Consider the following 25,781-nt stretch of genomic DNA (forward strand, 5'->3'; position numbering starts at 1 on the left):
TCGGTGCCGCTGTGGCGGCGTTGTCGGTGCCCTGTGCGGGTCCTGTACTGCGGCTCCCGCACAGGGACAGGGGCGCCACTGATGTCCAGCGGCGCCCCTGTCCCTGTCCCTGTGCGGGTCGGGTCAGCCCACGCCGGCGTTGAGGAAGATGCCGCCGTCGATGACGAGCGTCTGACCGGTGATCCAGTCGGACTGCGTGGAGGTGAGGAACGCGGCGGCGCCGCCGATGTCGGACGGCACACCGAGCCGGCCCAGCGGGTAGGACGCGGCGGCCTCGGCCTCCCGGCCCTCGTACAGGGCCTGGGCGAACTTGGTCTTCACGACCGCCGGGGCGATCGCGTTGACCCGCACCTTGGGCGCGAACTCGTGGGCGAGCTGCGCGGTCAGGTTGATCATGGCGGCCTTGCTGACGCCGTACGCGGCGATGAAGGGCGAGGGCGCGACGCCCGCGACGGAGGCGATGTTGACGATCGCGCCGCCGTTCTCCTTCTGCCAGGCGTGCCAGGTCTTCTGGGCGAAGCCGAGCGCCGAGATCACGTTGGTCTCGAACACCTTGCGGGCCACGTTCAGGTCGAGGTCGGCGATCGGCCCGAACACCGGGTTGGTACCGGCGTTGTTGACGAGGTAGTCGACGCGGCCGAAGGCCTCCATGGCGCGCTCGACGGCGACGGCCTGGTGGGCCTCGTCGTGGGCCTTGCCGGCGACGCCGATGACCCGGTCGGCGCCGAGCTGCTCGACTGCCTCCTTCAGGGCGTCCTCGTTGCGGCCGGTGATGACCACGCGGTCGCCGCGGGCGACGAGCGCCTCGGCGACGCCGTAGCCGATGCCGCGGCTGGCGCCCGTGACGAGGGCGACCTTGCCGGAGAGCTCAGGCAGTTCAGTCATGTCGGTGATCCCTAAGTCCCTTGGTCCCTGTGTCCCTTGATGCCTTAGTCGAGCGGTCCGCCGGCCACGTACAGCACCTGGCCGGAGACGAAGCCGGCGGCCTCGTTCGTGAAGAAGGCGATCGCGTTGGCGATGTCCTCGGGCTCGCCGACGCGGGCGACGGGGATCTGGGTGGCGGCCGCGGCCTTGAACTCCTCGAAGCCCATGCCGACGCGGGCGGCGGTGGCGGCGGTCATGTCGGTGGCGATGAAGCCGGGGGCGACGGCGTTGGCGGTGATGCCGAACTTGCCGAGCTCGATGGCGAGGGTCTTGGTGAAGCCCTGGAGACCGGCCTTGGCGGCGGAGTAGTTGGCCTGACCGCGGTTGCCGAGCGCCGAGGACGAGGACAGGTTGACCACGCGGCCGAAGCCGGCGTCGACCATGTGCTTCTGGACGGCCTTCGTCATCAGGAAGGAGCCGCGCAGATGCACGTTCAGGACGGTGTCCCAGTCGGAGACGCTCATCTTGAACAGCAGGTTGTCGCGGAGCACGCCCGCGTTGTTGACGAGGATCGTCGGGGCGCCGAGCTCGGCGGCGACGCGCGCGACGGCGGCCTCGACCTGGGCCTCGTCGGAGACGTCCGCGCCGACCGCGATCGCCTTGCCGCCCGCCGCGGTGATCTTCTCCACGGTGTCCTTGCAGGCGGCCTCGTCGAGGTCGATCACGGCGACCGCGCGGCCCTCGGCGGCCAGTCGTACGGCGGTGGCGGCACCGATGCCGCGTGCGGCGCCCGTGACGATGGCTACCCGCTGCTCAGTGGTGGACATTGCTCGTTCTCCTCGCCCTTGAAGAAGTGCGGCCCGATCGGTGAGCGACCGCTTAGTACCTTCGGCAGACGTGACGCTAGAAGGCCTGGCACCCGGTGTCAACGCCACTCGGCCCCGGTGTGATCCATTACCTGACCAGGAGGTCCAGCAAGCGTTCCGTCTCGGCTGCCGGATCGGTGGTGAGCCCGGTGTGCACGGGTCCCGGCTGGACGACCGTCGAGCGGGGCGCGACGAGCCAGCGGAACCGCCGTCCGGCGTCGTCGGCGGCCGCCTGCCCGGCCCCGTCGCCGCCCGCGCACACGCTCTCCACCGCCCGCAGCGCCGCCCGCACCCCGGCCACGTCCGCCGCCGGGTCGAGGGCGAGCAGCCGGGCCTCGTCGAGGTGGGTGCGGGCGCCGACGTAGGCCTTCGCTCGGCAGTAGACGAGGACGCCGGCGTTGATGCACTCGCCGCGCTCGACGCGGGGGACGAGGCGCAGCAGGGCGTACTCGAAGACGTCCCGGTCGCCCGCCTCGCCGCCCTTGATGATGTGCCGCTCGACGACACTGCCGGCCATGTGGATATGGCGCTCGCTCACTTGATCCCCTGGATGCGGTCGTGGATGACGGTGGCGCGGGCCAGCAGGGGCCGCGCGTAGGCCCTTCTCAGCTCGTCCGGGGTGTCGAAGCCGGGTTCGCCCGCGAGCCAGACGTCCGGGATCTCGGCGGTGACCTCGGTGAGGAGGTCCTCGGTGACGAGGGGGGCCAGCTCCGCGGCGGCCGCCCGGACGTCCGGGGCGAAGCGCGCGAGGGTGTGGTCCGAGGCGTCGTACGGGCGGGCGGCGGAGGCCTCCGCGCCCGGCCAGTTGTGGTGCCAGATCATGGTCGCGCCGTGGTCGATGAGCCACAGGTCGCCGTGCCACATCAGCAGGTTGGGGTTGCGCCAGGACCGGTCGACGTTGTTGACCAGCGCGTCGAACCAGACGATCCGCCCGGCCTCCTCGGGGCTCACCGTGAAGGCGAGCGGGTCGAAGCCGAGGGCGCCGGAGAGGAAGTCCATACCGAGGTTGGTGCCGCCGCTGGCCCGGAGCAGGTCCTGCACCTGCTGCTCGGGCTCGCCGAGGCCGAGCACCGGGTCGAGGTCCAGCGTCACCAGCCGGGGCACCCGGAAACCGAGGCGGCGGGCGAGCTCGCCGACGACCACCTCGGCGACCAGCGTCTTGCGGCCCTGTCCGGCGCCGGTGAACTTGATGACGTAGGTCCCGAGATCGTCGGCCTCGACGAGCCCCGGCAGCGAGCCGCCTTCCCGCAGGGGCGTGATGTAGCGGGTCGCGATGGCTTCCTTGAGCATCGGCCCAGGTTACCGAGGGGTGGCTGAACAACGGGCACGTCGGGTCCGTACCCCTGGGCAGTTCACGAGATATCCGTGGAAGGGGACGTGACCATGTCCAGCGAATCGCTTCATCCCACCTCGACACCGAGCCGCCGCACCGTCGTGGCGGCGGTGGGGGCGGCGGGGCTCGCCATCACGCTGAACGCGTGCGGGTCGGACGACGGGTCCTCCTCCGCCTCCTCCGGAACCGCGCTGGCGAAGACCTCGGACATACCCGAGGGCGGCGGCAAGATCTTCAAGGACGCGGGCGTGGTGGTCACCCAGCCCACGGCGGGCCAGTTCAAGGCCTTCTCGTCGAAGTGCACGCACCAGGGATGCGCGGTGACCGGGATCAGCGACGGGGTCATCACCTGCCCGTGCCACAAGAGCGAGTTCTCGGTGAGCGACGGCAGCGTGCAGAAGGGACCCGCCACCCAGCCGCTGCCGGAGGAGAAGATCACGGTGAGCGGGGAGTCGATCTCGCTCGCGTGAGGCAGGCCAGCACCTCGGCCGTGGTCGCCAGGGTCGCCACCAGGGCGAGGGTGTTGCGGAGCATCGCGGACGTGTAGTCGGCGGGCACGCCGGCCACGGCGTCCGTCGGGACGACCACGGTGTAGCCGCGGTTGACCGCGTCGAACACCGCGTCGGGGATCGCCACGTTGGCCGAGACGCCGGTGACGACGAGCGTGCGGCAGCCCAGGTTGCGCAGCAGCGGGTCGACGTCGGTGCCCTGGATCGGCGACAGCCCGTGCAGCCGCCGAACGACGAGGTCCTCCTCCAGGACCTCGATCGGGGCCGCGACGCGGACCGCCGTGGTGCCGGACAGCTGCTGGACGGGGAGCCGTTCGGCGGCGCGGAACAGCCGGGCGTTGCGGTTGGCGCCGCGGCCGTCGGGGCGGCGTTCGGCGAGGGCGTGGATCACCTGGATCCCGCTCTCGTGGGCGCCGGCCACCAGCCGGGCCACGTTGGCGAGGGCGCCCGACTGCCGTGCCTCCTTGGCCAGTTCGGGCAGCGCGCTGTCCGGGCCGACGACACCCTGCTGGCACTCGACGGTGAGCAGCACCGTGGAGCGCGGGTCGAGAAGCTCGCTGAGCTGTTCTTTCGACGGCACGGTCGCCCCCTGGTCGCCGACGCTGGAGCGGGCGAGCGTAACCACCATTGCGTGCCGACGGAAGACGCCGCATCCTTTTCTGACGTGATGTCAGAGGATCTCTCCTCTGGCACGACGTGGGAGAAGGAAGAGGGGGCCGTATGACCGTCACTCAGCGCCGGGGCCGGAAGATCATGATGACGCCGGGCGAGCTGGACGAGTTCCTCACCAGCCAGCGCACCTGTCGGGTCGCCACCGTCTCGACGGGCGGCGCCCCGCACGTGAGCACGCTCTGGTTCGCCTGGGACGGCACCTCGCTCTGGCTGTACTCGGTGGTGAAGAGCAAGCGCTGGACCGATCTGCGCCGCGATCCGCGGGTCGCGATCGTGGTCGACACCGGCGAGGAGTACGACGAACTGCGCGGCGTCGAGCTGTCCGGGGCCGTGGAGTTCGTGGGCGAGGCGCCACGCGTCGGCGAGCTGTACGCCGAACTCGACGTCCCGGAGACACTGTTCGCGCGCAAGAACTTCCGCCTCGACGAGATGCCGCACGACGGGCGGCACGCGTGGATGCGGCTGACGCCGGACAAGATCGTGTCCTGGGACTTCCGCAAGTTGCCCTCCCCGTAAGGCGGTTGTCGCCGCGAGGATTCAGCCGAGCTTCGCGGCCGCCGCCCGCAGTGCCTCGACCGCCGCCCTGATCGACGGGCGGCGGTCGGCGTCCGCACGCCAGACGACGTACACATGCCGGCGCACGCGCTGCTTGAGCGGGACGGTCACGACCCCCTCGGGCATCGGGTGCCGCCCCAGCAGCGGGGCGATACAGACGCCCAACCCGGCGGCGACGAGCCCGAGTTGGGTGTGGGTCTCGGCGGCGCGGTGGCCGACGATGGGCTCGATGCCCTTGGAGCGCAGGGTGAACATCAGCCACTCGTGGCAGAACTCGCCCTCCGCCCAGGTGATCCACTCGTCCTCGGCGAACTCGGCCAGGTCCACCTCGTCACGCCCCGCGAGCCGATGCCCGACCGGCATCGCCACATCCGCCGGATCGTCCAGCACGGACGCCTTCACCAGGCCCTCCGGGAGCGGCATGGGCTTGTTGTACCAGTCGAGGACCACGGCGAGGTCCAGGTCACCGCGGACCACGCCCGCGATGCCGTGCTCCGGTTCCTGCTCGCACGAGCGGACCCGTAGCGCGGGGTGCTCGGCGACCAGCGCCGAGAGCGCCGCCGGGAACAGTCCGCGCGCGGCGGTCGGGAACGCCGAGAGCCGCAACTCGCCGACCACCTGGCCGCGTTGGGCCTCCAGGTCGGACTGGGCGAGCTCGACCTGCGACAGGATGCGGGCCGCGTGCTGGGCGAGCAGCCGGCCTGCGTCCGTGAGCCGTACACCCCGGCCGTTCTTGGCGAGGATCTGCTGACCGACCTCGCGCTCCAGCTTGGACATCTGCTGCGAGACGGCGGACGTCGTGATGTGCAGCCCCTCGGCGGCGCCGCTCACCGATCCGTGCCGGGCGAGGGCGTCCAGGGTACGCAGGCGCTCCAGATTCAACATGTAAGTGATGCTACGAGATATCGGGTCGAAAATCTCGATTGTGCTACGAGGTCTTCGCCGCCAGGGTGGTCCTCATGACCACCGCCCCCATGCCACGCCCCCCGGCCCTCGACTGGCGTCTGCGCTTCGCCGCCCTCTCGCTGATCTGGGGTTTCAGCTTCCTGCTCATCAAGGTGGGCACCGACGGCTACGCCCCCTTCCAGGTCGCCCTGGGGCGGCTGCTGTTCGGGACGGCGGTACTGGCGGCGGCGATGGCCGTGAAGCGGGAGCGGCTGCCGCGCGGGGCGCGCACCTGGGGGCATCTGGCGGTCGCCGCGTTCCTGGTGAACGCCCTGCCCTTCTCCCTCTTCGCCTACGCGGAACTGACCATCCCGTCCACGCTCGCGGGCATCTGCAACGCGACCTCGCCGCTGTGGGGCATGGCCCTGTCGCTGGTCGCCCTGTCGGAGGACCGGCCGACGCGGCTGCGGGTGGCCGGTCTCGGCGTCGGCTTCCTCGGCGTGCTGACGGTCCTGGGCGCCTGGCAGGGTTTCCACGGCGTGGACGCCCGGGGCACCGCGATGGCTCTGCTGGCCTCGCTGAGCTACCCGGTCGGCTGGATCTACATCCGCCGCACGCTCGCGGGCGTCGGCCACTCCCACCTGTCCATGACGGGCGCGCAGTTGCTGCTGGCGGCGCTGCAACTGGCGGTCGTCACACCGCTCTTCACCGACTTCCCCAGTCGTTTCGCCGTGACGCCGCTGCTGGCGATCGCGGCGCTGGGCGCCCTGGGCACGGGCCTCGCACTCCTCCTCCAGTACGGCCTGGTCGCCGAAGTCGGCCCCACGACCGCCCAGTTGGTCACCTACCTCATCCCGGTCGTCGCGACCGCCGCGGGTGTCGTCCTGCTCGGCGAGACGCTGACCTGGTCGACGCCGGTCGGAGCGGTGATCGTACTGGCGGGCGCGGCGCTGACACAGGTGCCGCAGCGCACCCCGGCGGCAACCCGGGGCCGCATCACCACACGACTGCGCCGCGGAACACGACCGACCCCCACCGCGCAGGAGCCGCACCGCGACCTGACCCGCCGCTGAGCGCTCCGCGGGAAGTGCCGCGATGTGCCGTCGGCCGTCCGCGGGGCCGTTGTGGCTGGTCGCGCATTTCCCCGCGCCCCTTCGGGGCGCTGCCCAACCGTGGATGACTTCACCCGACCCGCTGGGCCCCCGCGGCCGACCCCTCGCTAGACGAACCCCCGGACCGGCCCCGCCCCCGTCCCCACCGCCGCGGCGACCGCCTCCGCCAGCCGTACCGTCTCCTGCTCCGTCAGCGTCGAGACCGTGACCCGGATCCCGGGTGCCGCTCCCATCCGGAAGCGGGCGCCCGGGGCCACCGCCCACCCGGCGTGCAGCAGTCGGGCCACGGCGCCGGTCTCGTCGGGTACCGGGATCCACACGTTCATGCCGCTGCGGCCGTGTGCGGCGACGCCCCGCTCCGCGAGCGCGGCGATCAGCGCGTTCCGGCGTACGCCATAGGCCCCCGCGACCACCTTCGGGTCGACCGCGCCGTCGGCCCACAACCGGGCCAGGGCCCGCTGGCCGACGCGGCTGACCCAGCCGGGCCCGAGCCGCTGCCGTCCGCGCACCCGGTCGACGGTGACGGCGTCCCCGGTGAACACCGCGAGCCGCAGGTCGGGGCCGTAGGCCTTGGCGGCCGAGCGCACGAAGGCCCAGCTGCGGGTGGTGCCGGCCAGGGGGTGCAGAGGCAGATCGACGATGCCGTGCCCGTGGTCGTCCTCGATGAGCAGCACGTCGGGGTGCTCCTTCAGCACGGACCGCAGCGCACGCGCGCGTGCCGCGCTCACCGCGGCGCCCGTCGGGTTCTGCGCCCGGTCGGTGACGACGAGAGCACGCGCCCCCGCCACCAGCGCCCGGCGCACATCGTCCGGGAGCGGTCCCTCGTCGTCGACGCCGACGGGGACCGTGCGCAGTCCGACCGCCGGGACGAGGTCGAGCAGGCTGCCCCAGCCGGGGTCCTCGACGGCGACGGTGTCGCCCGGTTTGAGGTGGACCGCGAGGACCCGCTCGATCACGTCGAGGGAGCCACAGGCGACCTGCACCGGCCCGTCCGGGACCCCGTCGGCGTCCAGCGCGGCACGCGCGAGGCGGGCCAGCTCCGGCTCGACGGCGGCGTCCCCGTACAGCACGGGCTCCCGGTCGTGGTGCTCGGCGGCCGCCGCGAAGGCCTTGGCCAGCGAGGGCAGCAGCCCCACATTCGGATTGCCGTTCGCCACGTCCCGCACCCCCGCGGGTACGTCCACCCGGATCGCCTCGCGCCCGGTGGTGGCCGGCTTGGACCGCACCCGGCTGCCCCGGCGCCCATCCGTCTCGATGACCCCGCGCTCCCGCAGCGTCCGGTACGCGGCCGCGACCGTGTTCGGATTCACGCCCAGCTCGACGGCCAACTCCCGCATGGGCGGCAGAAGTTGCCCCGGCTCCAGCTCACCGGCACCCACCGCGCGCTCGACGCTCGCCGCAATCTCCGCTGCGCGTCGCCCTTCGATCTTGTATCCTCCTAGCACAAAGCAGATTATGCACTAGTGCAAAAGACTTCGCAAGGAGAGACCGCCATGCAGGGGACCCAGCAGCCGACGCCTCAGCCGACCGCCTACCCGGCGACCGACCGCACGGTCCCCACCCGCTCCCCCGACCGGGCCTCGTACGACAAGGAGGTCGTGCACGCGATACTCGACGAGGCCTACGTCTGCCACCTCGGCTTCGTCCGTGACGGCGCGCCGGTCGTGCTGCCCACGCTGTACGCCCGGGTCGGCGAGCGGCTCTATGTGCACGGCTCGACGGGCTCGCGCCCGCTGCGGATGACCGGCCAGGCCGACCCGGGTCTGCCGGTGTGTCTGACGGTGACGCATGTCGACGCGCTGATCCTGGCCCGCTCCGCCTTCCACCACTCGATCAACTACCGCTCCGTGATGGTGCACGGCACCGCGTACGACGTGACCGACCCGGAGGAGAAGCGCCTCGCCCTGGACGCGCTCGTCGACCACGTCGTGGCGGGCCGGTCCAAGGACTCCCGGCCCGCCAACAAGAAGGAGTTCGCCGCGACGGCCGTGATCCGGCTCGACCTGGACCAGGTCTCCGCCAAGCTCCGCACGGGCGGCGTCAACGACGAGCCCGAGGACCTGGACCTCCCCCACTGGGCCGGAGTGGTCCCGCTGCGCAAGGGCTACGAGACGCCGGTCGCCGACGCCCTCCTGTCCCCCGGGACCGAACTCCCCGACTACCTCGGCGCCCTGTGATGCTGATCCACCCCTGGGACGAGCCCCGCGACGACGCCGAGTGGCAACAGTGGCTGGCCGTGCACGACTTCGGCACGCTGGTCGTCAACGGCCTGGACGGCGAACCGCCGTACGCCCAGCCGCTGCACTTCGTGTACGACGGCGAGCGCGGCGAGGTCCTCACCCACCTCGCCCGGCCCAACCCGATGTGGGCGGCGCTGGAGGCGAACCCGGAGGTCGTGCTGAGCGTGGTCGACGACTACGCGTACGTCCCCGGCCCCTGGCAGGCGGCCCCGGACGGCCCGCCCGAGCACGGCACTCCGACCAGCTTCTACACGGCGGTCCAACTCCGCTGCCGCGCCCAGGTCGTGGACGATCCGGCGGAGAAGGCCGCGCTGCTCAACCGCCAGGTCGCCCACTTCCAGCCGGAGGGCGGCTCGGCCGAGGTAGCGGTCGGCGCGGTGCCGTACGGCCGGATGCTGTCCGGGATTCGCGGGGTGCGGCTCGAAGTCGTCGACGTACGCGCGAAGTTCAAGTACGCCGCCCACCGGACGGCACAGGTTCAGGACCGGATCGCGGCGAAGCTCGCGGAGCGGTCCGGGCCGGGTGACTCGGCGGCGCGCGAGCATCTGCTGGGGCGCCGCCGAGCCTGAGTTCCCTCCTACCCGAGGGCTCGCCTCGCCCCGCGCGCTTCCGCCACCGCGAGCCCCGTGACGGACCCGAGCATCAGCAGGGTGCCGGCGAGGGTCGGTGCCGTCAGGTGTTCACCGAGCAGCACGACGGCGAGGCCCGCCGCGCTGACCGGTTCGAGCAGCATGATCACGGACACGGTGGCCGAACGGACGGCGGCCGCGCCGGCGAAATAGAGGGCGTAGGCGAGGGCCGTGGGGACGGCCGCGAGGTAGGCCAGCAGGCAGAGCAGCAGAGCGGGCCGGGCGGTGTGCGGCACCAGGCCCTCGGCCAGGGCGAACGGCAGCAGCAGCACGCCGGCCACGGCGAACACCCCGACGGACGTACCGGCGGCGTCGACCCTGCCGTCGCGGCCCCAGTGGCGGGTGAGCAGGGTCATCGCGGAACCCCCGGCCGCCGACACCAGCCCGAGCAGCACGCCCCACGGCCGTACGGTCGTGCCCTCGCCGCCGAGCGTGAGGACCCCGAGTCCGGCGAGCGCCCCGCCGACGGCGACGGCCCCGGCTCGTCCGAGCCGTTCCCCGAGGGTCAGCCGCGCGCCGAGCGCGACGAGGACGGGGCCCGCGCCGAGCGTGACGACCGTGGCCACGGCTAGTCCGGTGGCCGCCACGGCCGCGAAGTAGCCGGTCTGGAACACGGCGAGCCCGAGCCCCGTGGCACCCGCCCGCAACGCCTTGCGGGCGAGTGGCTCCCGTACGGCGGTGCGGGTCCGGGGACGCGCCAGGCGTACGGCGGCCAGCAGGACCAGTCCGGACGCGCAGCGCCAGAAGGACAGGGCGACCGGTCCCAGGTCACTGACCCCGTAGGCCAGCGCGGCGACCGCGCCCGCGGTGCCCCAGGCGACACCGGCGACGATCAGACAGATGAGGCCTCGCCCGATGGGCAGGCCGGAAGCAGCATTCGACACTTGTCGTCTCCGCAGACAGACAGAAGTGAGGGCCCCGGCTCAGCGGGGTCCGTGGACTTCGTCTGCGGGCAGCACCGTGACGCCCGGCAGCGGGCCGGGCGCGTTTCCGGAGGGCCCGCCTCAGGCGGCGGGCGGTGCGATGACGCGGTGGGAATGCATGATCGGCAGCCTAGGCAGCGCCGGAGCGGGCGGACAACTTCGTTTCCGGGGCGCCGCTCGCCACCGGTTCCCCGGTGCTTCTGGCCGGGGTCGAGGACTGTGCGATGAAGGCGCCGGCCAGCACGACCGCGCCGCCGATGATCTGCGGGGCGGACAGGTGCTCGCCGAGCAACACCCAGGCCAGGACGGTCGCGATGACCGCTTCCAGACAGGCCAGGACACCGGCGACCTGCGGTGAGAGCCGGCGCACGGAGACCACGCCGGTGACGTAGGCGAGGACCGTGGCGACGAGGACGATCCAGGACAGCAGCAGGGCGGCGGCGACCGAGGTGCCGTCCATCTTCGCGGTGCCGCCGAGCACGGCCCAGTCCATCGTCCAGGGGCGGGCCACGGCGGTGAGCACGACCACGCCGACGAGAAGGCCGTAGGCGATGACACCGAGCGGGTCGGGGGCCTCGGCGCCGGAGTCGCTGCCCTGGTCGGACAGGAGGAAGTAGCCGACCTGGCAGCAGGCGGCGCCGAGCGCGAGGAGCAGGCCGACGGCGTCGAAGCTGAGCCCCGACCAGACCTCGACGACACAGGCGAGGCCGCCGACCGCGAGGACCACACCGACCGCGGCGGCGCGCGTGACCGGCCGTCGCTGCACGAACCGCACCCAGCCGAGGACGAGGGCCGGGGCGAGGTACTCGACGAGCAGCGCGACCCCGACGGGTATCCGGGAGATCGAGGCGAAGTAGAACGCCTGCACTCCGGCCACGCCGAGCAGCCCGAACCCGGCGAGCAGCGCGGGGCGACGGCGCAGCAGGTCACGGTGGCGGACGGCGAGCGGCAGCATCACGAGGGCGGCGCCGGCCACCCGTAGCCACACCACGTGGAGCGGGTCGAGGCCCGCTTCGATCAGCGGTTTGGCCGCGACACCGGATCCTCCGAAGGCGACCGCGGAAACAAGCGCGAGGCTGAGCCCGACGCCCTTTCCCGGGTGGCCGCTCCTGCTGTCAGTCGTCTGCACCGACACATGATGACAGGGGATGACATGAGCGTCACCCCCGATGACACCTGTCTCAGCGGCTGGACGGGGCAGCCCGTCACGACCGATCCGCGATCATCCTCGAAAGACCCCCGCCGCCCGGCCGCGACGTGCCGCGAGTGACGCCGGAACGCCCCCTCCGACCGGCCGCGAGCGACGCGGAAAGCCCCTCCGACCGGCCGCGAGCGACGTCAGAACGCCCTCTCCGCCCGGCCCTCGATCCGTCCGAGCACCGCACCCGCGTCGATCCCCGCCCGCCCGAGCACCTCGGCGGCGCGGGACTGCGGGTCGACGACCAGGGCCGCCAGCAGGTCGGTCCCGTTCGCCCGGTCGTCGCCGCGGCGGGCGGCGCGCGCACCGGCGTACCGCACCGCGCCCGCGGCCAGCGGTGAGTAGCCCTCCGCCTCGGTGACCACGGGGACGGCGCCGGAGTCCTCGACGCTGCCCTGCCAGCGCAGGCCGTAGCCGATGCTGCGCTGCACGAGATAGCCGAGCAGCCGGGCGAGCTGGGGCCCGTCCTCGAAGACGGCGCGCACCTCGGGGTCGTACTCCAGAAGCGAGTGCAGCAGATGGGCGCTGTCGATCTGCCGGTCGCCGTCCCGGACCGCCCGCCGACGCGCCCCGGAGACCACCGCCGCCAGCTCCTCGCCGAGCGTGGCATCGATGTCAGTGCGGTTGCTGCCCGGCTCGTTCACGGACTGCCGGGGGATACGGGGTGGCACATCCCCCACCCCATCAGCCACGCGGACCGGGGTCATCCCCGGAGGGAACCATCTTCGCGTCCCACACAGAGTGGACTCCGATGGCCGGAATCTCCTCCTTACGGATGAGATCAGGCCAGTCACCCCGCGTGGGCGCGCGCCGCCTCGTCCCGCGCCCGGCACGCAACCACCGTGTGCCGTCGTTCGTCCAACACGGGCATGGAGAGCAGGTGCTGGCTGGTGGCTCTGCCGGCCGTCGACGGCAGACAGTACGTGTACCGGGTGTACGCCCCGGAGGACGCGCTGCTCGCCGACCTGTTCTGGGAGGCGTGGCACTGCCACGACGAGTCCGCCTTCCCGCGGGCCTGGGACCTGTTCGACGCGGCGGTGATACGGCTGGTGAGCTGAGCGCGCCCGCTCGTCGGCGGCCTCCACATTTTCTGACGGTTCATCAGCATTGAATGTTCCAGGCCCTGCGGCTACGTTCCGCGACACCGTAGCCCGAGTCGAAGGGGTGGTCGCATGGCCGAAGTCAGCGCGGAGGCACGCATCGAGGCGCCGGCCGAGAAGGTGTGGGCGCAGCTCACGGACTGGTCCGCGTACGGGGAGTGGAACGCCACCCACACCGGCTTCCCGCAGGGCGGCCCCGCCGCTCTCGAGGTGGGCGGGACCTTCCAGGAGAACATGAAGCTGATGGGGTTCCCGGCCGAGGTCGAGTGGACCATCGAGGAGCTGGAGACGGCACGGGTGCTGGCCATCCGGGGCAAGGGACCGATGGCGGTGACCGTCGCCAACCGCTACACGCTCACCCCGGACGGCGGCGCGACGGTGGTGCGCATCGACGGCGAGTTCGCGGGCGCCGCGGTGGCGCTGATGGCGGGCAAGCTCAAGGACTCGGCGACCGCCGCCCTCAACGAGTCGCTGCGCAAGCTGGCCGGACTGGTGGCCTGAGGCCGGGCACACGAAGGCGCCCCGCGGATCACTCCACGGGGCGCCTCGCACAGCCATACGACTGCCGCACCGCCGTCAGTCCTCGTCGGCGAGGATCAGGTACAGCTTCTTGCGTGCCTCGGTGATGACGGCGAGGGCCTTCTCGCGCTGCTCCTTGCTGCCGGTCTTCCAGACCTGACCGAAGGCCTCCATCAGGCCGAAGCCGGCCTGGCGGATCTCGTTCAGCGCCTCGAAGTCGACGCCGCGGGAGGCTTCCTCCCAGGGCGCGTCGGGACCCTCCTCGGCCGCGGCGCGGCCCGCCTCGGTGAGCGCGAACAGCTTCTTGCCGCCCTCGCTCTCACTGGCGATCAGACCCTCGTCCTCCAGCAGCTGGAGGGTGGGGTACACCGAACCGGGGCTGGGCTTCCACGCCCCGCCGCTGCGTTCGGCGATCTCCTGGATCATCTCGTACCCGTGCATGGGCCGGTCCCTGAGCAGGGCCAGGATCGACGCGCGTACGTCGCCGCGCCGCGCCCTCCCCCTCGGTCCGCCGCGCCCTCGTGGCCCCCAGGGGCCCGGACCGAAGCCCGGTCCACCGAAACCACCGGGGCCGCCGCCCGGCCCGAAGGGGCCGAAGGCACCACGCCGTCCGTCGAAACCGCCACGGCCGCGGGGGCCGGGTCCACCGTGTCCACGTTCGAATCCATGGGAACGCATCGCAATCACTCCATCCATCGTTGATCTGTCGCGATGCGTCAACGATATATCGGAATACTTCGCATAGCAAGCCCCGGCCGAAAGCCCTGGTCAACCGTTCGGTTGAACCGCGCTTACACCTCCAGCACGTCCCTCGCTCCGCCCGGAGGACGCGAAGGCCCGCCGAGGCCGAGCACGATGCGTACGTCACCCCCCAGCAGAGAGGCCTCCGCAGCATGTCCAGCTTCCTCAGCAGACGACGTGTCCTCGCCACCGGCGCCGGTGCGGCCATCGGTGTCGGCGCGCTCGGCGCCACCTCCGCCCACGGTGCCCCCGGCACGCGCAGCACCGGATCCGAGGAGACCAGGAACCTCGACGAGCTCTACAAGGCCGCTCTCGCCGAGGGCGGGAAGCTCGTCATCTACGCCGGCGGGGACACCCCGACCCAGCAGGACTTCACCAAGGCGGCGTTCCTCAAGCGCTTCCCGGACATCGACCTGACCGTGGTGGTGGACTACAGCAAGTACCACGACGTCCGCGTCGACAACCAGCTCGCCACCGACACCCTGGTCCCCGACGTCGTCCAGCTCCAGACCCTCCAGGACTTCACCCGCTGGAAGGAGCAGGGCAGGCTCCTGCGCTACAAGCCGGCCGGGTTCTCCAAGGTCTACGACAAGTTCAAGGACCCGCAGGGCGCCTGGGTCGCGGTCGGCGCGATCGGCTTCAGCTTCATGTACGACACCGCCGCGGTCGGCTCGGACGCCCCGCGCACCCCGCTGGACCTGGTCGACCCGAAGTGGAAGGGCCGGATCGCCTCCTCCTACCCGCACGACGACGACGCGGTCCTCTACCTCTACTCCCTCTACGCCCAGAAGTACGGCTGGGAGTGGGTGGCCAAGCTCGCCGCCCAGAACGTGCGCTTCGCGCGGGGCAGCAACTCCCCCGGCGAAGCGGTCCGCGCGGGCACCCACGCGATCGGCATCGGCGGCTCGGGCGCCGTGCTCGGCACCGGGCCCGTGAAGTGGGTGGCCCCGGACGGCGCCCCGTTCATGGCCTGGGGCCAGCGCGCGGCGATCCTGAAGCAGGCCGCGCATCCGACCGCCGCCAAGCTCTACCTCAACTGGCAGCTGTCCCTCGCCACCCAGCAGTCCTCCTTCAACGGCTGGTCCGTACGGACCGACGTCACTCCCCCGGCGGGCCTGAAGCCGGTCTGGGAGTACCCCGACGCGCACCTCGACGGCTTCCCCCGCTTCATGGCCGACCGGGCCGCGGTCGAGCGCTGGAAGCAGACCTTCGCCCTGTACTTCGGTGAGGTGAAGGGCGACCCCACGCCGGGCTGGCCGGGGCTGCACCCGGGGGCGTAGCGAAGGGCGAGAGCCCGGGCCGGAGTTCTTCACATCGGTCATACAGCCCCCGGATAGACTCGGACGCCCGTCCAAGTGGATCAGCCCATCCATAGGGACCAGTCCGTCCAAGGGGATCTGCCGTGCCCGTCCGCGCTCCCGCCCACGGCTCCAGACGCGCTCTCGAACACGCCCCGCACCTCGTGTTCTTCCTGGTCGTCGGAGCCGCCGCCGTACGGCTCGTCGATCTCAACATCCCGCTGTGCTGGCACATGGTCGCCGTCAGCGGGATGTTGGCCGTGGTGTACGGGCTCGGTCTGGGCCTGTGGAAGCGGCTCGGTCCGGCCCTGCGGCTCGCCTGGATCACGGCCCTCGTCGCTCTCTGGAGCGTCCTGATCTTCCTCGCTCCGGTACCACTGACCTGGGCGTACGCCTGGTGCGGGGTGCCGCTGGCGTGCGCGGCCCTGCGCGCTCTCGGTCACCGGGCGGCGCTCGTGGCGGTGGCCGCGATCTCCGTCGTGCTGGGCTCGCGACTGGTCGGTTCGACCGGCCGGCTCGACCTGGAGATGGCCCTGGTCCCGGTCGCCGCCGTGTGGGGCACCGTGGCGCTGTACCGCGCCCAGCAGCGGGACGCCGCCGAACGCCAGCGCCTCCTCGACGAGTTGCGGAGCACGCGCGACATCCTGGCCGAGGAGCAGCGCCGGGCGGGGGTGCTCGCCGAGCGCACCCGGATCGCCCGCGATCTGCACGACACGCTGGCCCAGGAACTCGCGGGCTCCCTGATGCTGCTCCAGGCCGCCGAGCGGGACTGGGAGCGGCGGCCGGAGGCGGCCCGCACCCGGGTCCGCGCGGTGGCCGACGGCCTCGACGGCAATCTCGCCGAGACCCGCCGGATCATCCACGACCTCACCCCGTCCGCCGTCGCCGAAGAGGGCCTCGAAGGCTCGCTGCGACTGCTGTGCGCCCAAGCGGAGAAGGCGGGGCCCGCGGCCCAGGTGCGCTTCCGGTCCGCGGGCGAGTCCCGCCCGGTCCTGGACGAGCAGGCCGCCGCCACACTGTTCCGCGTGGCACAGGGCACGCTGGCGAACGTGCGCGAGCACGCGCGCGCGGTGAACGTGCTGGTCACCCTCCACCACGAGGCGGACCGGATCGAACTCGACGTACAGGACGACGGAGTGGGCTTCGACCCGGCCGGTGCCGGCGCCGCCGTCCGCCCGAGCCGTGGCTTCGGTCTGCCCGCCGCCCGCGCCCGGCTCCGCGAGTGCGGCGGCGACCTGCGGGTCACCAGCGCACCCGGCCGCGGCACCCGGATCCGCGCCGTGCTCCCGGCGGCGGCGCCCCACCTGACCAGGGCCACCGCCGGATGACCGTACGGCTGGTGATCGCGGACGACCACGCCGTCGTACGGGCCGGACTGCGGGCCCTGCTGGAGGGAGAGCCGGATCTTACGGTGATCGCGGAGGCGGGCGCCGGCGACGAGGCCGTACGGCTCGCCGCCGAGCTGAAGCCGGACGTCGTGCTGATGGACCTGCGGTTCGCCGGTTCCGACGTCGACGGCGTCGAGGCGGTGCGCCGGCTGTCCGTCGCGGCCCCGGCGGTGCCCGTGCTGATGCTCACCAGCTTCTCGGGGCGGACCGACGTCGTGCGGGCGCTGGAGGCCGGCGCACGGGGATACGTACTGAAGGCCGGACCGCCCGAGGAGCTCTTCCGGGCCGTCCGCGGGGCCGCCGCCGGCGCGCTGGCCCTCGCGCCCGAGGTCGTCGGGGAGCTCGTCGGCCAGGTGGTCGGCACGGACGCGGATCTGACCGGACGTGAGGTCGAGGTCGTCCGGCTCGCGGCGGAAGGGCTCGGCAACCGGGCCATCGCCCAGGCCCTGTTCCTCAGCGAGGCGACCGTCAAGACCCACCTCGTGCGCATCTACCGCAAGCTGCGGGTGGAGAACCGCGCGGCCGCCGTGACGGAGGCCGCTCGCCGGGGGCTCATCCAACTCGACTGAGCCGGCGCCCTGGCCCCCTCAGTGTCCCCGGAAGGCCTCCTCCAGCCACCAGGAGCCGTGCTCCCCCGCCACTTTGGCGTCGACCAGCAACGGCGTCGACCGTGGTCCGGCCACCCAGTCCGCCACCGCCTTCAGGTCGGCCCGGGCGCGGACGGTCACCGCCTCGAAGCCGTAGCCACGCGCGATCGCGGCGATGTCGGTGGGCGGGAAGGTGACCGTGTCGAGCGGGAAGCCGTCGGGTCCGAAGTGGTGCACCTCCGCGCCGTACCCCTCGTCGTTGTAGACGACGACCACCATCGGCAGCCCCAGTCTGCGTACGGTGTCCAGCTCGGCCGCGCCCATCAGCGCGCCCCCGTCGCCGAGCGCGGCGACCGGCAGCCGGTCGGGCCGGGCGAGCGCCGCTCCGATCGTGGTCGCCAGCCCCAGGCCGATCGACTGGAAGGCCTGGGTGAAGCAGAACCCGTCCTGGTCGGGCACCGACAGATAGGCGCTCGGGTAGCCCATGAAGTTCCCGGAGTCCACGCCGACGACCCGCTCGGGCGGGAGGATGTCGTCGAGCGCGATGCTCAGCGTCCGCGGGTCGATACGGTCCCGGGTGCTCTCGTCCTCGTACGGCACCTCCCTCCATCGCACATGGGCGCCGAGGACCGTGCCGCGGTACCCCTCGCGCCGCTCGCCGCCCGCGTCGAGTGCGCGCCGGGCGGTGAGTGCCACGTCGCCGACGACGCCGAGGTGGACCGCCCGGTGCGCGCCGAGCGCGGACGCGTCGTCGTCGACCTGTACGACGGTGGCGTCCGGGCCGATGAGCCGGCCGTGCCGCATGGTCCACATGTTGAGGGCACAGCCCCAGCCGACGATCAGGTCGGCGCCCTGGATCAGTTCGGCCGTGCGGGGTGCGGCGAAGCCGCCGGAGACGCCGAGCGACCACGGGTCGCCGTGGAACAGGCCGTGGGACACGGCCGAGGTGGCGAGCAGAGCGCCGTACCGGTCGGCGAGGGCGACGAGTGCCTCCCGCCCGCCGGGCGAGCGGGCGCCGCGGCCGGCCACGAACACGGGTCGATCGGATCGTTCGAGGGCCGCCACCAGGGCCGCCACATCGGCTTCCGACGGCTCGACTGCGACCCGCGCGGGCGGCGGGGCGGCGGCGATCGCGGCGGTGTCGGGGACGTCCTGGGCCTGTACGTCCAGGGGGAGGTTCAGCAGCACGGTACGGCGCTCGTGCAGGGCGCGTCGTACGGCGCCGCAGGCCTGCTCGACCGCGGAGTGCGGGGACGTCACGCGCTCGGTGACCGCGCCGACCGCCTGCGCCAACGCCTCTTGGTCGACATGGAAGTTGGAGGTGCGCTGGGTGGCCTCGGCCGCGAGGACGAGGAGCGGGGTGCGGCTCTTGGCGGCTTCGGCGATGCCGGTCAGGGCGTTGGTCAGACCGGGCCCCTGGTGCACGCTCAGCGCGGCGACGGTCCCGCTCGTCCGGGCGTAGGCGTCGGCCATGGTGGCGGCTCCGCCCTCGTGGCGGGCGGCGACATAGCGGGAACCGGCGGCCACCATGGCGTTGGTGAGGTGGAAGTTGCCCGAACCGACCACGCCGAACACCAGGTCCACGCCGGCCGCGGTCAGGGCACGGCCGACGGCTTCGGCGACCTTCATGACCGCTCCACGAGGGCGAGCACCCGGGCGGGCGAGCCGGAGCCGTTCAGGATCGGCAGCGGGCCCGCGATGACGACCGCGCCGGTGGCGGGCAGCTCGGCCAGGTTCTGGAGCTGGGTCAGGCCGTACTTGTCGTTGCCCATCAGGTACGAGTGGCAGGGGAAGGCAGGGTCGAAGGAGTGGGCCGCTCCGGCGTCGGTGCCCACGGTCTCGGTGCCGAGGCCGATGACCGGGGACTCCTCGGCGATCCAGCGGGCGCACTCCGGTGACAGGCCCGGGGTGTGCGGGCCGTTCTCGTCGGCGTTGAGGAACTCCTCCTGCGAGTCGGAGCGCGCGTCCCAGCCGGTGCGCAGCAGCAGCCAGCCGCCCTCCGGCAACGGCCCGTTCTCCGCCTCCCAGGCCTTGATGTGGTCCACCTCGACCAGGAAGTCGGGGTCCTTGGCGCTCTGGGCGGAGAAGTCCAGCTTGACCGCCGGCGCGATGAGCCGCCCCGCCGGCACGGAGGCCACGTCGGCGAGGTCCTTGCCGGTGACCCAGTGGTTCGGCGCGTCGAAGTGCGTTCCCGTGTGCTCACCGGTGCGGAAGTTGTTCCAGTACCAGGCCGGCCCCCGGTCGTCGTACCGGCTGATCTCCTCCAACTCGAACACCTGCGTCTGCCCGAACCCCTCCGGCAACCGGATCACCGGAGTCTGGGACGACAACGGCGCCGTGAGATCCACGACCTCGATGGACCCACTCCGCAACCCCGACAGCAGCGCGGCGAGAACGGACGGCTGGGACATGGCTGCCTCCTGAACGGTCATGAACGCGGGACGCGTTGACGACGGTGGCACCACCTGTGGGGGCGCGTCCAGAGTCGGTTCACGAGGGACGCCGCGAGGACCGTGGAGACACCGCTACGGCTCCCGCACGCGCCAAATCGGTCCAGTGACCCGGAATTGGCCTTGGTCCGGGGTTTCCCGGACGCCTTAGCGTCGTCGGCATGCGTATCCGAATCGTCGACGCCTTCACCGACCGCCCCTTCGCCGGAAACCCCGCCGGAGTGCTGCTCCTGGACGCCTTCCCGGACGACGGGCGGATGCAGAACATCGCGCTGGAGGTCAACCACGCGGAGACGGCCTTCGCGCACCGCCTGCCCGAGGGCGGCGAGGCCGACTGGGCGCTGCGCTGGTTCACCCCGAAGGCCGAGGTCAACATGTGCGGGCACGCGACGCTGGCCACGGCCCATGTGCTGCACACCACCGGTGCCCACGAGGGGCCGGTGCGGTTCGCCACGCGCAGCGGTGTGCTCATCGCGACGCCGGGCGAGGACGGCTCCATCACCCTGGACTTCCCGACCGCCCCGCTCACCCCGGTCGAACTCCCGGACGGAGTCGAGGCGGCCCTCGGGACCGAGCCGCTGGCCGCCTTCGACACCGGGCCCAACGTGGGCGACCTGCTCGTCGAGCTCGCCGACGAGAAGACCGTCCACTCCCTCACCCCGGACCACAAGGCCCTCGGCGCCTACTCCGAGCGCGGCGTCATCGCCACCGCCCGCGCCGAGAACCCCGACCTCGGCTACGACTTCGTCTCCCGCTGCTTCTTCCCGAACGTCGGGATCGACGAGGACCCGGTCACCGGCAGCGCCCACACCGCCCTCGCACCCTTCTGGTCCGAGCGCCTGGGCAGCACCGACCTGACCGGTCTCCAGGCCTCACCCCGCTCGGGCCGCGTCCGCACCCGGCTGGCGGGCGACCGCACGCTCCTCACCGGCCGCGCGGTCACCACCGTCGAGGGCGACCTGCTGGTCTGAGCAGAGGGCTGCCGGCGGCTCACGCCGTCGGCAGCCAGCCCACCTTCCCGGCCAGCAGCGCGTAGCCGACGAACGCCCCGATGTCGAGCAGCGAATGCGCCACCACCAGGGGACCCACCCGCCCCCATCGGCGGTAGAGGTAGACGAACACCACGCCCATCACCATGTTGCCGATGAAGCCGCCGATGCCCTGGTACAGGTGGTAGGACCCGCGCAGTACGGAACTGGCCACCAGCGCGGTCCCCGGCGTCCAGCCCAACTGGCCCAGCCGGCGCAGCAGATAGCCGACGACGATGACCTCTTCGAGGATCGCGTTCTGCATCGCGGACATGATCAGCACCGGGTACTTCCACCACACCTCGGGCAGTGCCTCCGGCACCACCGTGAGGTTGAAGCCCAGGCCGCGTGCGGCCAGGTAGAAGGCGATTCCGGTACTGCCGATCACCGCCGCGATCGCCGCCCCGCGACCGAGGTCGGGCCACGGCTTGGTGCGGTCGAAGCCGAGCGTGCGCAGGCTTCCGCCCTCGCGCAGCAGGAAGTGCGCGACGAGCAGGACCGGTACGAGGGACGAGGCGATCCCGAAGAGCTGCCAGGCCAGATCGAGCCAGGGGCGGCCGGGCGCGGCCGAGGCGTTGAGGGTGGCCGCCTGGTCCTTGAGGCCGCCCGGTTTCGTGACCGATCCGACAAAGCTGATCAGGGCGGACACACCGCTCGCACCGAGCGAAAGCCCCAGAACGAGCAGTGTCTCGTCACGGAAGATCCGCCGCGAAGGCCCGTTCTCCGGAAAAGAATCGGCCACGAGGCCCGCCTCTCCCTGCACACCTGACTCCAATTCAGTAATCCCGTCCCATCCCCATCGCCGCCCCGCTAGGGTCTCGAAAGAAGTTGCGAAGATCGTGCGCGACAGGCCGTTGGGGGACGGACACCGTACGGGGCTGACCTCCCCTTTGCATGCCATACGGCCGCGAAACCGGCAGAAGGTACGACAGGGAGGGGCACCACCGTCATGGGACGTCACAGCTTGCCCGATCAGTATGGGGCGGGCGGCAGCGACCCCCGTCCACGAGCCCGCCGCCGTACGGTCGCCATGGTGACGGTGCTCGTCCTGACCGCCGCGGGCGGCACCGCGGCCGCCGTCCAGAGCGGACTGCTCTCCTTCGGTTCCTCCTGCCAGGACGACGCGGTGGACCTCAAGCTCGCCGCCTCCCCCGACATGGCCCCCGCCCTGCGCGCCGCCGCGAAGCGGGCCCGCGACAACAGCCTCACCTCCGACGGCCGGTGCGTCGACGTCGAGGTGACCGCGCGCGACTCGTACAAGCTCACCGACACCCTGCTGGCGGGCCGCAGGACCGACATCCAGGTGTGGGTGCCGGACTCGGACCTGTGGGTCAAGCGGATCGCGGCGAACACCAAGGCCACGGAGGTCACCCCGGCCGGCAGCCTCGCCTCCAGCCCGGTCGGCGTGGCCATGGTCCCGGAGGCCGCGAAGTTGCTGGGGTGGCCCAAGAAGTCGTACGACTGGATCGAGCTGGTCGGCGCCACCATGCGGGACGACTCCCTCAAGCTGGGCGCGGCCGATCCCTCGCGCAGCGCGACGGGACTGCTCGCCCTGACCCAGCTGAGCACCGGCGCCGCCAAGGTGAAGGGCGGCGACACCCAGGCCGCGGCCATGATGAAGGCCCTGTCACAGCGCACCTCGGACAGCGACACCCAGGTCCTCGACACCCTGCCGCGCGACGCCTCGGGCACCGAGAGCGGCAACCCCAAGCGGAACCAGGCGCTGATCCTCAGCGAGCAGGCGGCGTTCGCGTACAACTCCGCCGCGGACGGCGACGGCCTCGACCTCTTCTACCCCAAGGACGGCTCGCCCCGCCTCGACTACCCGTATCTGCTGGTCGACCAGACGGAGCTCAGCACCGACGAGAGCCGGGCGGCGCTGCGGTTCATGAACTATCTGCACAAGCCCGAGCAGCGCCGGCTCATGGAGAAGTACGGCTTCCGGACCTCCGCCGACGAGGTACCGCAGTCCCTGGTGACGCGGGCCGGCGGCAGCAAACCGCAGCCGTACGCGCGGTACGCCCTCAAGCCCGCCTCGGAGGCCGCCCTCCAGGAGGCGCTGGGCACCTGGACGATCACGGTGCAGAGCGCGCGGATCACCACGGTCGTCGACGCCTCGTCCTCGATGTCCGAGCTGGTCCCGGGCACGGGCCGGTCCCGTATGGACGTCACCAAGGCCTCCCTGCTCCAGGCACTCGCCACGTTCACGCCCGAGGACGAGATCGGGCTGTGGCAGTTCTCCACGAAGCTGGACGGCGACAAGGACTACCGCGTCCTCGTACCGACCGGCCGCCTGGGCGACAGCACGGACGGCGCGACCCAGCGGGACAGACTGTCGGCGGCCTTCAGCGACCTGACGCCGGTACCCAACGGCGCGACAGGCCTGTACGACACCACACTCGCCGCGTACCAGCAGGCGATGTCCTCCTACGCCGAGGGCAAGTTCAACGCCCTGGTCGTCCTGACCGACGGCGTCAACCAGGACCCCGGCAGCATCTCCCGCGGCACCCTCATCAGCCGCCTCCAGCAACTGGTCGACCCCGACCGCCCGGTCCCCCTCATCATGATCGCCGTCGGCCCCGACGCCGACCGCGAGGAGGCCCAGCAGATCGCAAGAGCCACGGGCGGCACCGGCCAGGAGGTAACCGACCCCGCCCAGATCCACGAGGTGATCCTGGAGGCAATCGTGGCGGCGGGTGCGGAGGGAAGCGGACTGGGCTGAGAGGGCGGCCGAGGGGAAGCGGGCTGGGCTGAGGCGGACGGCGAGGGGCAGCGAGCCGAGCTGAGGCGGACGGCGAGGGGCAGCGAGCCGAGCTGAGGCGGACGGCGAGGCAGGCAAGCGGGCCCAGTCGCAGCAGCGGCAGCGGGCCGAGCGGAGCCACAGAGCCACAGAGCCACAGAGCCACAGAGCCACGGAGCCACGGAGCCACGGGAATGGTGGAGCCGAGCCGCAGCCCACGCCCCAGCCCCAGCCCCACGGCGACCTCGCCCCTCAGCGCCTCACCCCAGAGAAGCCTCCGCCAGCTTCACCCCACGGAAGCCTCACCCCACGCAAGCCCCAGCCCACGGCAGCCGGCGCTCCCGGCTCAGCCCAGCGGTGCCGGTTCCGGCAGCCCCACCGGCCAGGTGTGCACCGGCTCTCCGAGGTGCATCAGCTCGGCGTACCGCCGGGTCGTCGCGGCGAGGGCGGCGTCCCGGTCGAGGCCCGCCTCCAGCGCCCGGTGGAACGTCGCTGCCTGCCAGGTCGCCCCGTTGGCCCGCCGCCGGCAGCGCTCGTCGATCACGCCCAGATAGAAGTCCCGGTCCGCGGGTTCGACACCCCACGCGTCGAGGCCGGACGCGGCGAGCGGCAGCAGTTCGTCGCGTACGAGGGTGACGGCGTCGACCTGTGCCATGCCGCCGTACCGCCCGCGCCTCGGCCAGTCGAAGCGGGCCTCGATGCCGTGCTCGCAGGCCGCGTCGAAGTTGGCGGCGGCCGCCTCGAAGGGCATCCGGGTCCACACCGGCCGGGACTCCTCGGCGAGGGCGCGGACGACGCCGTAGTAGAAGGCCGCGTTGGCGATGACGTCGGTGACGGTGGGGCCGGCGGGCAGGACGCGGTTCTCGACGCGCAGGTGCGGGACTCCGTCGGCGATGCCGTAGACCGGGCGGTTCCAGCGGTACACGGTGCCGTTGTGCAGGACGAGTTCGGCGAGGGACGGGACGCCGCCCGCGTCCAGCACCTCGAGCGGGTCCTCGTCGTCGCAGATCGGCAGCAGGGCCGGGTAGTAGCGCAGGTTCTCCTCGAACAGGTCGTACGCCGAGGAGATCCACCGCTCCCCGAACCAGGTCCGCGGCCTGACGCCCTGCGCCTGGAGTTCGGGCGGGCGGGTGTCGGTGGACTGCGTGAACAACGGCGGCCGCGACTCGCGCCACAGCTCACGCCCGAACAGGAAGGGCGAGTTGGCCCCTACGGCGATCTGCGCGGCGGTGACGGCCTGCGCCGCGTTCCACACGTCGGCGAAACGGCCCGGGGTGACCTGGAGATGCAACTGCACGGACGTACAGGCGGCTTCCGGCGCTATGGACTTCGACGTGCAGACGAGATGTTCGACCCCGTCGATGTCCAGCACGAAGTCCTCACCCCGGGCCGCCACGATCTGTTCGTTGAGCAGCGCGTAGCGGTCGACGTCGGAGAGGTTCGAGGAGACCAGGTCGTCCCGGTCCAGCGTCGGCAGAATGCCGATCATCACGATTCCCGCGTCGAGCTCCCCCGCTTTTCGGTGGGCATATGCCAGCGAGGTGCGGATTTCCTCCGCGAGCCGGTCGAATACCCGGCCGCCCAAGTGGTGTGGGGCTATGTTGACTTCCAGGTTGAACATGGCGAGTTCTGTTTGGAAATCTCGGCTCGCGATCCGTTCGAGAACCTGCGCATTCAGCATTTTCGGCATGCCGTCGGCGCCGGCGAGATTCAATTCGATCTCCAGCCCCATGAGGTTCTTCGGGCGATCGAACCGCTTCTCCGCCAGCAAGCGCTCCAGTCCCGTCAGGCACTTGCGGAGCTTGCCGCGGTACAGCTGCCGATCGGACAGGTCGAAACGGCCTGCCGCGACCTTCTCCCCCATGGAAGCGTCCCTCCTCGCATGAGCTGGCCGAAGATCCGGCCGCCGGTCTCGGGTCACGTGGGATGATGCCCAGTGGAGACGATCGATAACGTCCCCACGCGGGCCCGGCGCCCGCTAACCTGTCACAGGTGACCTGCGGCACATTCACCGGGCATGCGGCACTGTGAAGTTTCGAGTTCCCCACCCGCCTCGTGAAAAACGCCGACGACAATTGGCCGACCCCTTCGTCGGTATTCATCGAGGTCATCGCGGTGCCGTCATCGAAAATCGGGATGATTCC

The 25,781-nt window shown here is 71.9% G+C and carries 27 protein-coding genes; 12 read left to right on the forward strand and 15 right to left on the reverse strand.

Features of this window, described 5'->3' with window-relative positions; all coding sequences use genetic code 11:
- Positions 1-123 precede the first annotated feature (123 nt).
- The 4 genes from ABKA17_RS39215 to ABKA17_RS39230 form a co-directional block, all read right to left on the reverse strand.
- The gene (locus ABKA17_RS39215; protein WP_353697162.1) at positions 124-885 is read right to left on the reverse strand and encodes an SDR family oxidoreductase; all 762 of its coding nucleotides are present in this window, start codon (positions 883-885) and stop codon (positions 124-126) included.
- 44 nt (positions 886-929) lie between these two features.
- The gene (gene fabG / locus ABKA17_RS39220) at positions 930-1,691 is read right to left on the reverse strand and encodes a 3-oxoacyl-ACP reductase FabG (protein ID WP_353697163.1); all 762 of its coding nucleotides are present in this window, start codon (positions 1,689-1,691) and stop codon (positions 930-932) included.
- A 127-nt stretch (positions 1,692-1,818) separates the two neighbouring features.
- Complete coding sequence (locus tag ABKA17_RS39225) at positions 1,819-2,268, reverse strand: DUF3037 domain-containing protein (RefSeq protein WP_353697164.1); 450 nt, start codon at positions 2,266-2,268, stop codon at positions 1,819-1,821.
- Positions 2,265-3,020: a HipA family kinase gene (locus ABKA17_RS39230; protein WP_353697165.1), complete on the reverse strand. Its 756-nt coding sequence runs from the start codon at positions 3,018-3,020 to the stop codon at positions 2,265-2,267. Before ABKA17_RS39230 ends, ABKA17_RS39225 begins: the two co-directional genes overlap by 4 nt.
- Before the next feature lie 93 nt (positions 3,021-3,113).
- On the opposite strand from ABKA17_RS39230, the gene ABKA17_RS39235 reads away from it, so the two are divergent.
- On the forward strand, positions 3,114-3,533 hold the full coding sequence (locus ABKA17_RS39235; protein WP_353697166.1) for a Rieske (2Fe-2S) protein: 420 nt from the start codon (positions 3,114-3,116) through the stop codon (positions 3,531-3,533).
- Here ABKA17_RS39235 and ABKA17_RS39240 read toward each other — a convergent pair.
- Positions 3,499-4,152: a cysteine hydrolase family protein gene (locus ABKA17_RS39240; protein WP_353697167.1), complete on the reverse strand. Its 654-nt coding sequence runs from the start codon at positions 4,150-4,152 to the stop codon at positions 3,499-3,501. The two genes, ABKA17_RS39235 and ABKA17_RS39240, sit on opposite strands and share 35 nt — an antisense overlap.
- Positions 4,153-4,292: 140 nt before the next feature.
- Here ABKA17_RS39240 and ABKA17_RS39245 point away from each other — a divergent pair, with 140 nt between their 5' ends.
- Complete coding sequence (locus ABKA17_RS39245; RefSeq protein WP_353697168.1) at positions 4,293-4,760, forward strand: pyridoxamine 5'-phosphate oxidase family protein; 468 nt, start codon at positions 4,293-4,295, stop codon at positions 4,758-4,760.
- 21 nt (positions 4,761-4,781) lie between these two features.
- Here ABKA17_RS39245 and ABKA17_RS39250 read toward each other — a convergent pair whose 3' ends face one another.
- The gene (locus tag ABKA17_RS39250) at positions 4,782-5,684 is read right to left on the reverse strand and encodes a LysR family transcriptional regulator (RefSeq protein WP_353697169.1); all 903 of its coding nucleotides are present in this window, start codon (positions 5,682-5,684) and stop codon (positions 4,782-4,784) included.
- A gap of 74 nt (positions 5,685-5,758) precedes the next feature.
- Here ABKA17_RS39250 and ABKA17_RS39255 point away from each other — a divergent pair, with 74 nt between their 5' ends.
- Positions 5,759-6,757 carry a DMT family transporter gene (locus ABKA17_RS39255; protein WP_353697170.1) on the forward strand — a complete coding sequence of 333 codons (999 nt, stop codon included), beginning with the start codon at positions 5,759-5,761 and terminating at the stop codon, positions 6,755-6,757.
- A 146-nt stretch (positions 6,758-6,903) separates the two neighbouring features.
- Here the strand turns inward: ABKA17_RS39255 and ABKA17_RS39260 are convergent, their stop codons facing one another.
- Complete coding sequence (locus tag ABKA17_RS39260; protein WP_353697171.1) at positions 6,904-8,241, reverse strand: aminotransferase class I/II-fold pyridoxal phosphate-dependent enzyme; 1,338 nt, start codon at positions 8,239-8,241, stop codon at positions 6,904-6,906.
- Between the two features lie 48 nt (positions 8,242-8,289).
- On the opposite strand from ABKA17_RS39260, the gene ABKA17_RS39265 reads away from it, so the two are divergent.
- Positions 8,290-8,973, forward strand: a complete 684-nt coding sequence (locus tag ABKA17_RS39265) for a pyridoxamine 5'-phosphate oxidase family protein (RefSeq protein WP_353697172.1) — start codon at positions 8,290-8,292, stop codon at positions 8,971-8,973.
- The gene (locus ABKA17_RS39270; RefSeq protein ID WP_353697173.1) at positions 8,973-9,605 is read left to right on the forward strand and encodes an FMN-binding negative transcriptional regulator; all 633 of its coding nucleotides are present in this window, start codon (positions 8,973-8,975) and stop codon (positions 9,603-9,605) included. Before ABKA17_RS39265 ends, ABKA17_RS39270 begins: the two co-directional genes overlap by 1 nt.
- 8 nt (positions 9,606-9,613) lie before the next feature.
- Here the strand turns inward: ABKA17_RS39270 and ABKA17_RS39275 are convergent, their stop codons facing one another.
- The 3 genes from ABKA17_RS39275 to ABKA17_RS39285 all read right to left on the reverse strand — a co-directional run bounded on the left by ABKA17_RS39275 (position 9,614) and on the right by ABKA17_RS39285 (position 12,457).
- On the reverse strand, positions 9,614-10,549 hold the full coding sequence (locus ABKA17_RS39275; protein WP_353697174.1) for a DMT family transporter: 936 nt from the start codon (positions 10,547-10,549) through the stop codon (positions 9,614-9,616).
- 169 nt (positions 10,550-10,718) lie between these two features.
- Positions 10,719-11,723 carry an EamA family transporter gene (locus ABKA17_RS39280; protein ID WP_353697175.1) on the reverse strand — a complete coding sequence of 335 codons (1,005 nt, stop codon included), beginning with the start codon at positions 11,721-11,723 and terminating at the stop codon, positions 10,719-10,721.
- A 203-nt stretch (positions 11,724-11,926) separates the two neighbouring features.
- Positions 11,927-12,457, reverse strand: coding sequence for a Clp protease N-terminal domain-containing protein (locus ABKA17_RS39285; RefSeq protein WP_353697176.1), 531 nt, complete (start codon positions 12,455-12,457; stop codon positions 11,927-11,929).
- Between the two features lie 219 nt (positions 12,458-12,676).
- Here ABKA17_RS39285 and ABKA17_RS39290 point away from each other — a divergent pair, with 219 nt between their 5' ends.
- Both ABKA17_RS39290 and ABKA17_RS39295 read left to right on the forward strand, forming a co-directional pair.
- A complete protein-coding gene (locus ABKA17_RS39290) occupies positions 12,677-12,844 on the forward strand; it encodes a hypothetical protein (protein WP_353697177.1) in 168 nt (55 codons plus the stop codon).
- 114 nt (positions 12,845-12,958) lie between these two features.
- On the forward strand, positions 12,959-13,387 hold the full coding sequence (locus ABKA17_RS39295; protein ID WP_353697178.1) for a type II toxin-antitoxin system Rv0910 family toxin: 429 nt from the start codon (positions 12,959-12,961) through the stop codon (positions 13,385-13,387).
- 75 nt (positions 13,388-13,462) lie between these two features.
- On the opposite strand, the gene ABKA17_RS39300 is transcribed toward ABKA17_RS39295, so the two are convergent.
- Complete coding sequence (locus ABKA17_RS39300; RefSeq protein WP_353697179.1) at positions 13,463-14,083, reverse strand: PadR family transcriptional regulator; 621 nt, start codon at positions 14,081-14,083, stop codon at positions 13,463-13,465.
- A 215-nt stretch (positions 14,084-14,298) separates the two neighbouring features.
- Here ABKA17_RS39300 and ABKA17_RS39305 point away from each other — a divergent pair, with 215 nt between their 5' ends.
- From ABKA17_RS39305 to ABKA17_RS39315, 3 genes are all read left to right on the forward strand, one after another.
- Entirely contained in the window at positions 14,299-15,426 is a 1,128-nt protein-coding gene (locus ABKA17_RS39305) for an ABC transporter substrate-binding protein (protein WP_353697180.1), read from the forward strand.
- A gap of 122 nt (positions 15,427-15,548) precedes the next feature.
- Positions 15,549-16,772 (forward strand): sensor histidine kinase, encoded by a 1,224-nt coding sequence (locus ABKA17_RS39310; protein WP_353697181.1) that lies wholly within the window; start codon positions 15,549-15,551, stop codon positions 16,770-16,772.
- A complete protein-coding gene (locus ABKA17_RS39315; protein ID WP_353697182.1) occupies positions 16,769-17,401 on the forward strand; it encodes a response regulator transcription factor in 633 nt (210 codons plus the stop codon). The genes ABKA17_RS39310 and ABKA17_RS39315 overlap by 4 nt, the downstream gene beginning before the upstream one ends.
- A gap of 18 nt (positions 17,402-17,419) precedes the next feature.
- On the opposite strand, the gene ABKA17_RS39320 is transcribed toward ABKA17_RS39315, so the two are convergent.
- Both ABKA17_RS39320 and ABKA17_RS39325 read right to left on the reverse strand, forming a co-directional pair.
- Complete coding sequence (locus ABKA17_RS39320) at positions 17,420-19,048, reverse strand: thiamine pyrophosphate-binding protein (RefSeq protein ID WP_353697183.1); 1,629 nt, start codon at positions 19,046-19,048, stop codon at positions 17,420-17,422.
- Positions 19,045-19,830 carry a cyclase family protein gene (locus ABKA17_RS39325; protein ID WP_353697184.1) on the reverse strand — a complete coding sequence of 262 codons (786 nt, stop codon included), beginning with the start codon at positions 19,828-19,830 and terminating at the stop codon, positions 19,045-19,047. The genes ABKA17_RS39320 and ABKA17_RS39325 overlap by 4 nt, the downstream gene beginning before the upstream one ends.
- 200 nt (positions 19,831-20,030) lie before the next feature.
- Between ABKA17_RS39325 and ABKA17_RS39330 the strand changes: the two genes are divergently transcribed.
- Positions 20,031-20,840, forward strand: coding sequence for a PhzF family phenazine biosynthesis protein (locus ABKA17_RS39330; protein ID WP_353697185.1), 810 nt, complete (start codon positions 20,031-20,033; stop codon positions 20,838-20,840).
- A 19-nt stretch (positions 20,841-20,859) separates the two neighbouring features.
- Here ABKA17_RS39330 and ABKA17_RS39335 read toward each other — a convergent pair whose 3' ends face one another.
- Entirely contained in the window at positions 20,860-21,660 is an 801-nt protein-coding gene (locus ABKA17_RS39335) for a CPBP family intramembrane glutamic endopeptidase (protein WP_353697186.1), read from the reverse strand.
- A 186-nt stretch (positions 21,661-21,846) separates the two neighbouring features.
- Between ABKA17_RS39335 and ABKA17_RS39340 the strand changes: the two genes are divergently transcribed.
- On the forward strand, positions 21,847-23,619 hold the full coding sequence (locus ABKA17_RS39340) for a substrate-binding and VWA domain-containing protein (protein WP_353697187.1): 1,773 nt from the start codon (positions 21,847-21,849) through the stop codon (positions 23,617-23,619).
- Between the two features lie 364 nt (positions 23,620-23,983).
- On the opposite strand, the gene ABKA17_RS39345 is transcribed toward ABKA17_RS39340, so the two are convergent.
- On the reverse strand, positions 23,984-25,501 hold the full coding sequence (locus tag ABKA17_RS39345; protein WP_353697188.1) for a glutamate-cysteine ligase family protein: 1,518 nt from the start codon (positions 25,499-25,501) through the stop codon (positions 23,984-23,986).
- Positions 25,502-25,781 lie beyond the last annotated feature (280 nt).

Origin of the sequence: Streptomyces sp. RG80 (genome assembly GCF_040446465.1) — a bacterium.
In the GTDB taxonomy this organism is placed as follows: domain Bacteria; phylum Actinomycetota; class Actinomycetes; order Streptomycetales; family Streptomycetaceae; genus Streptomyces.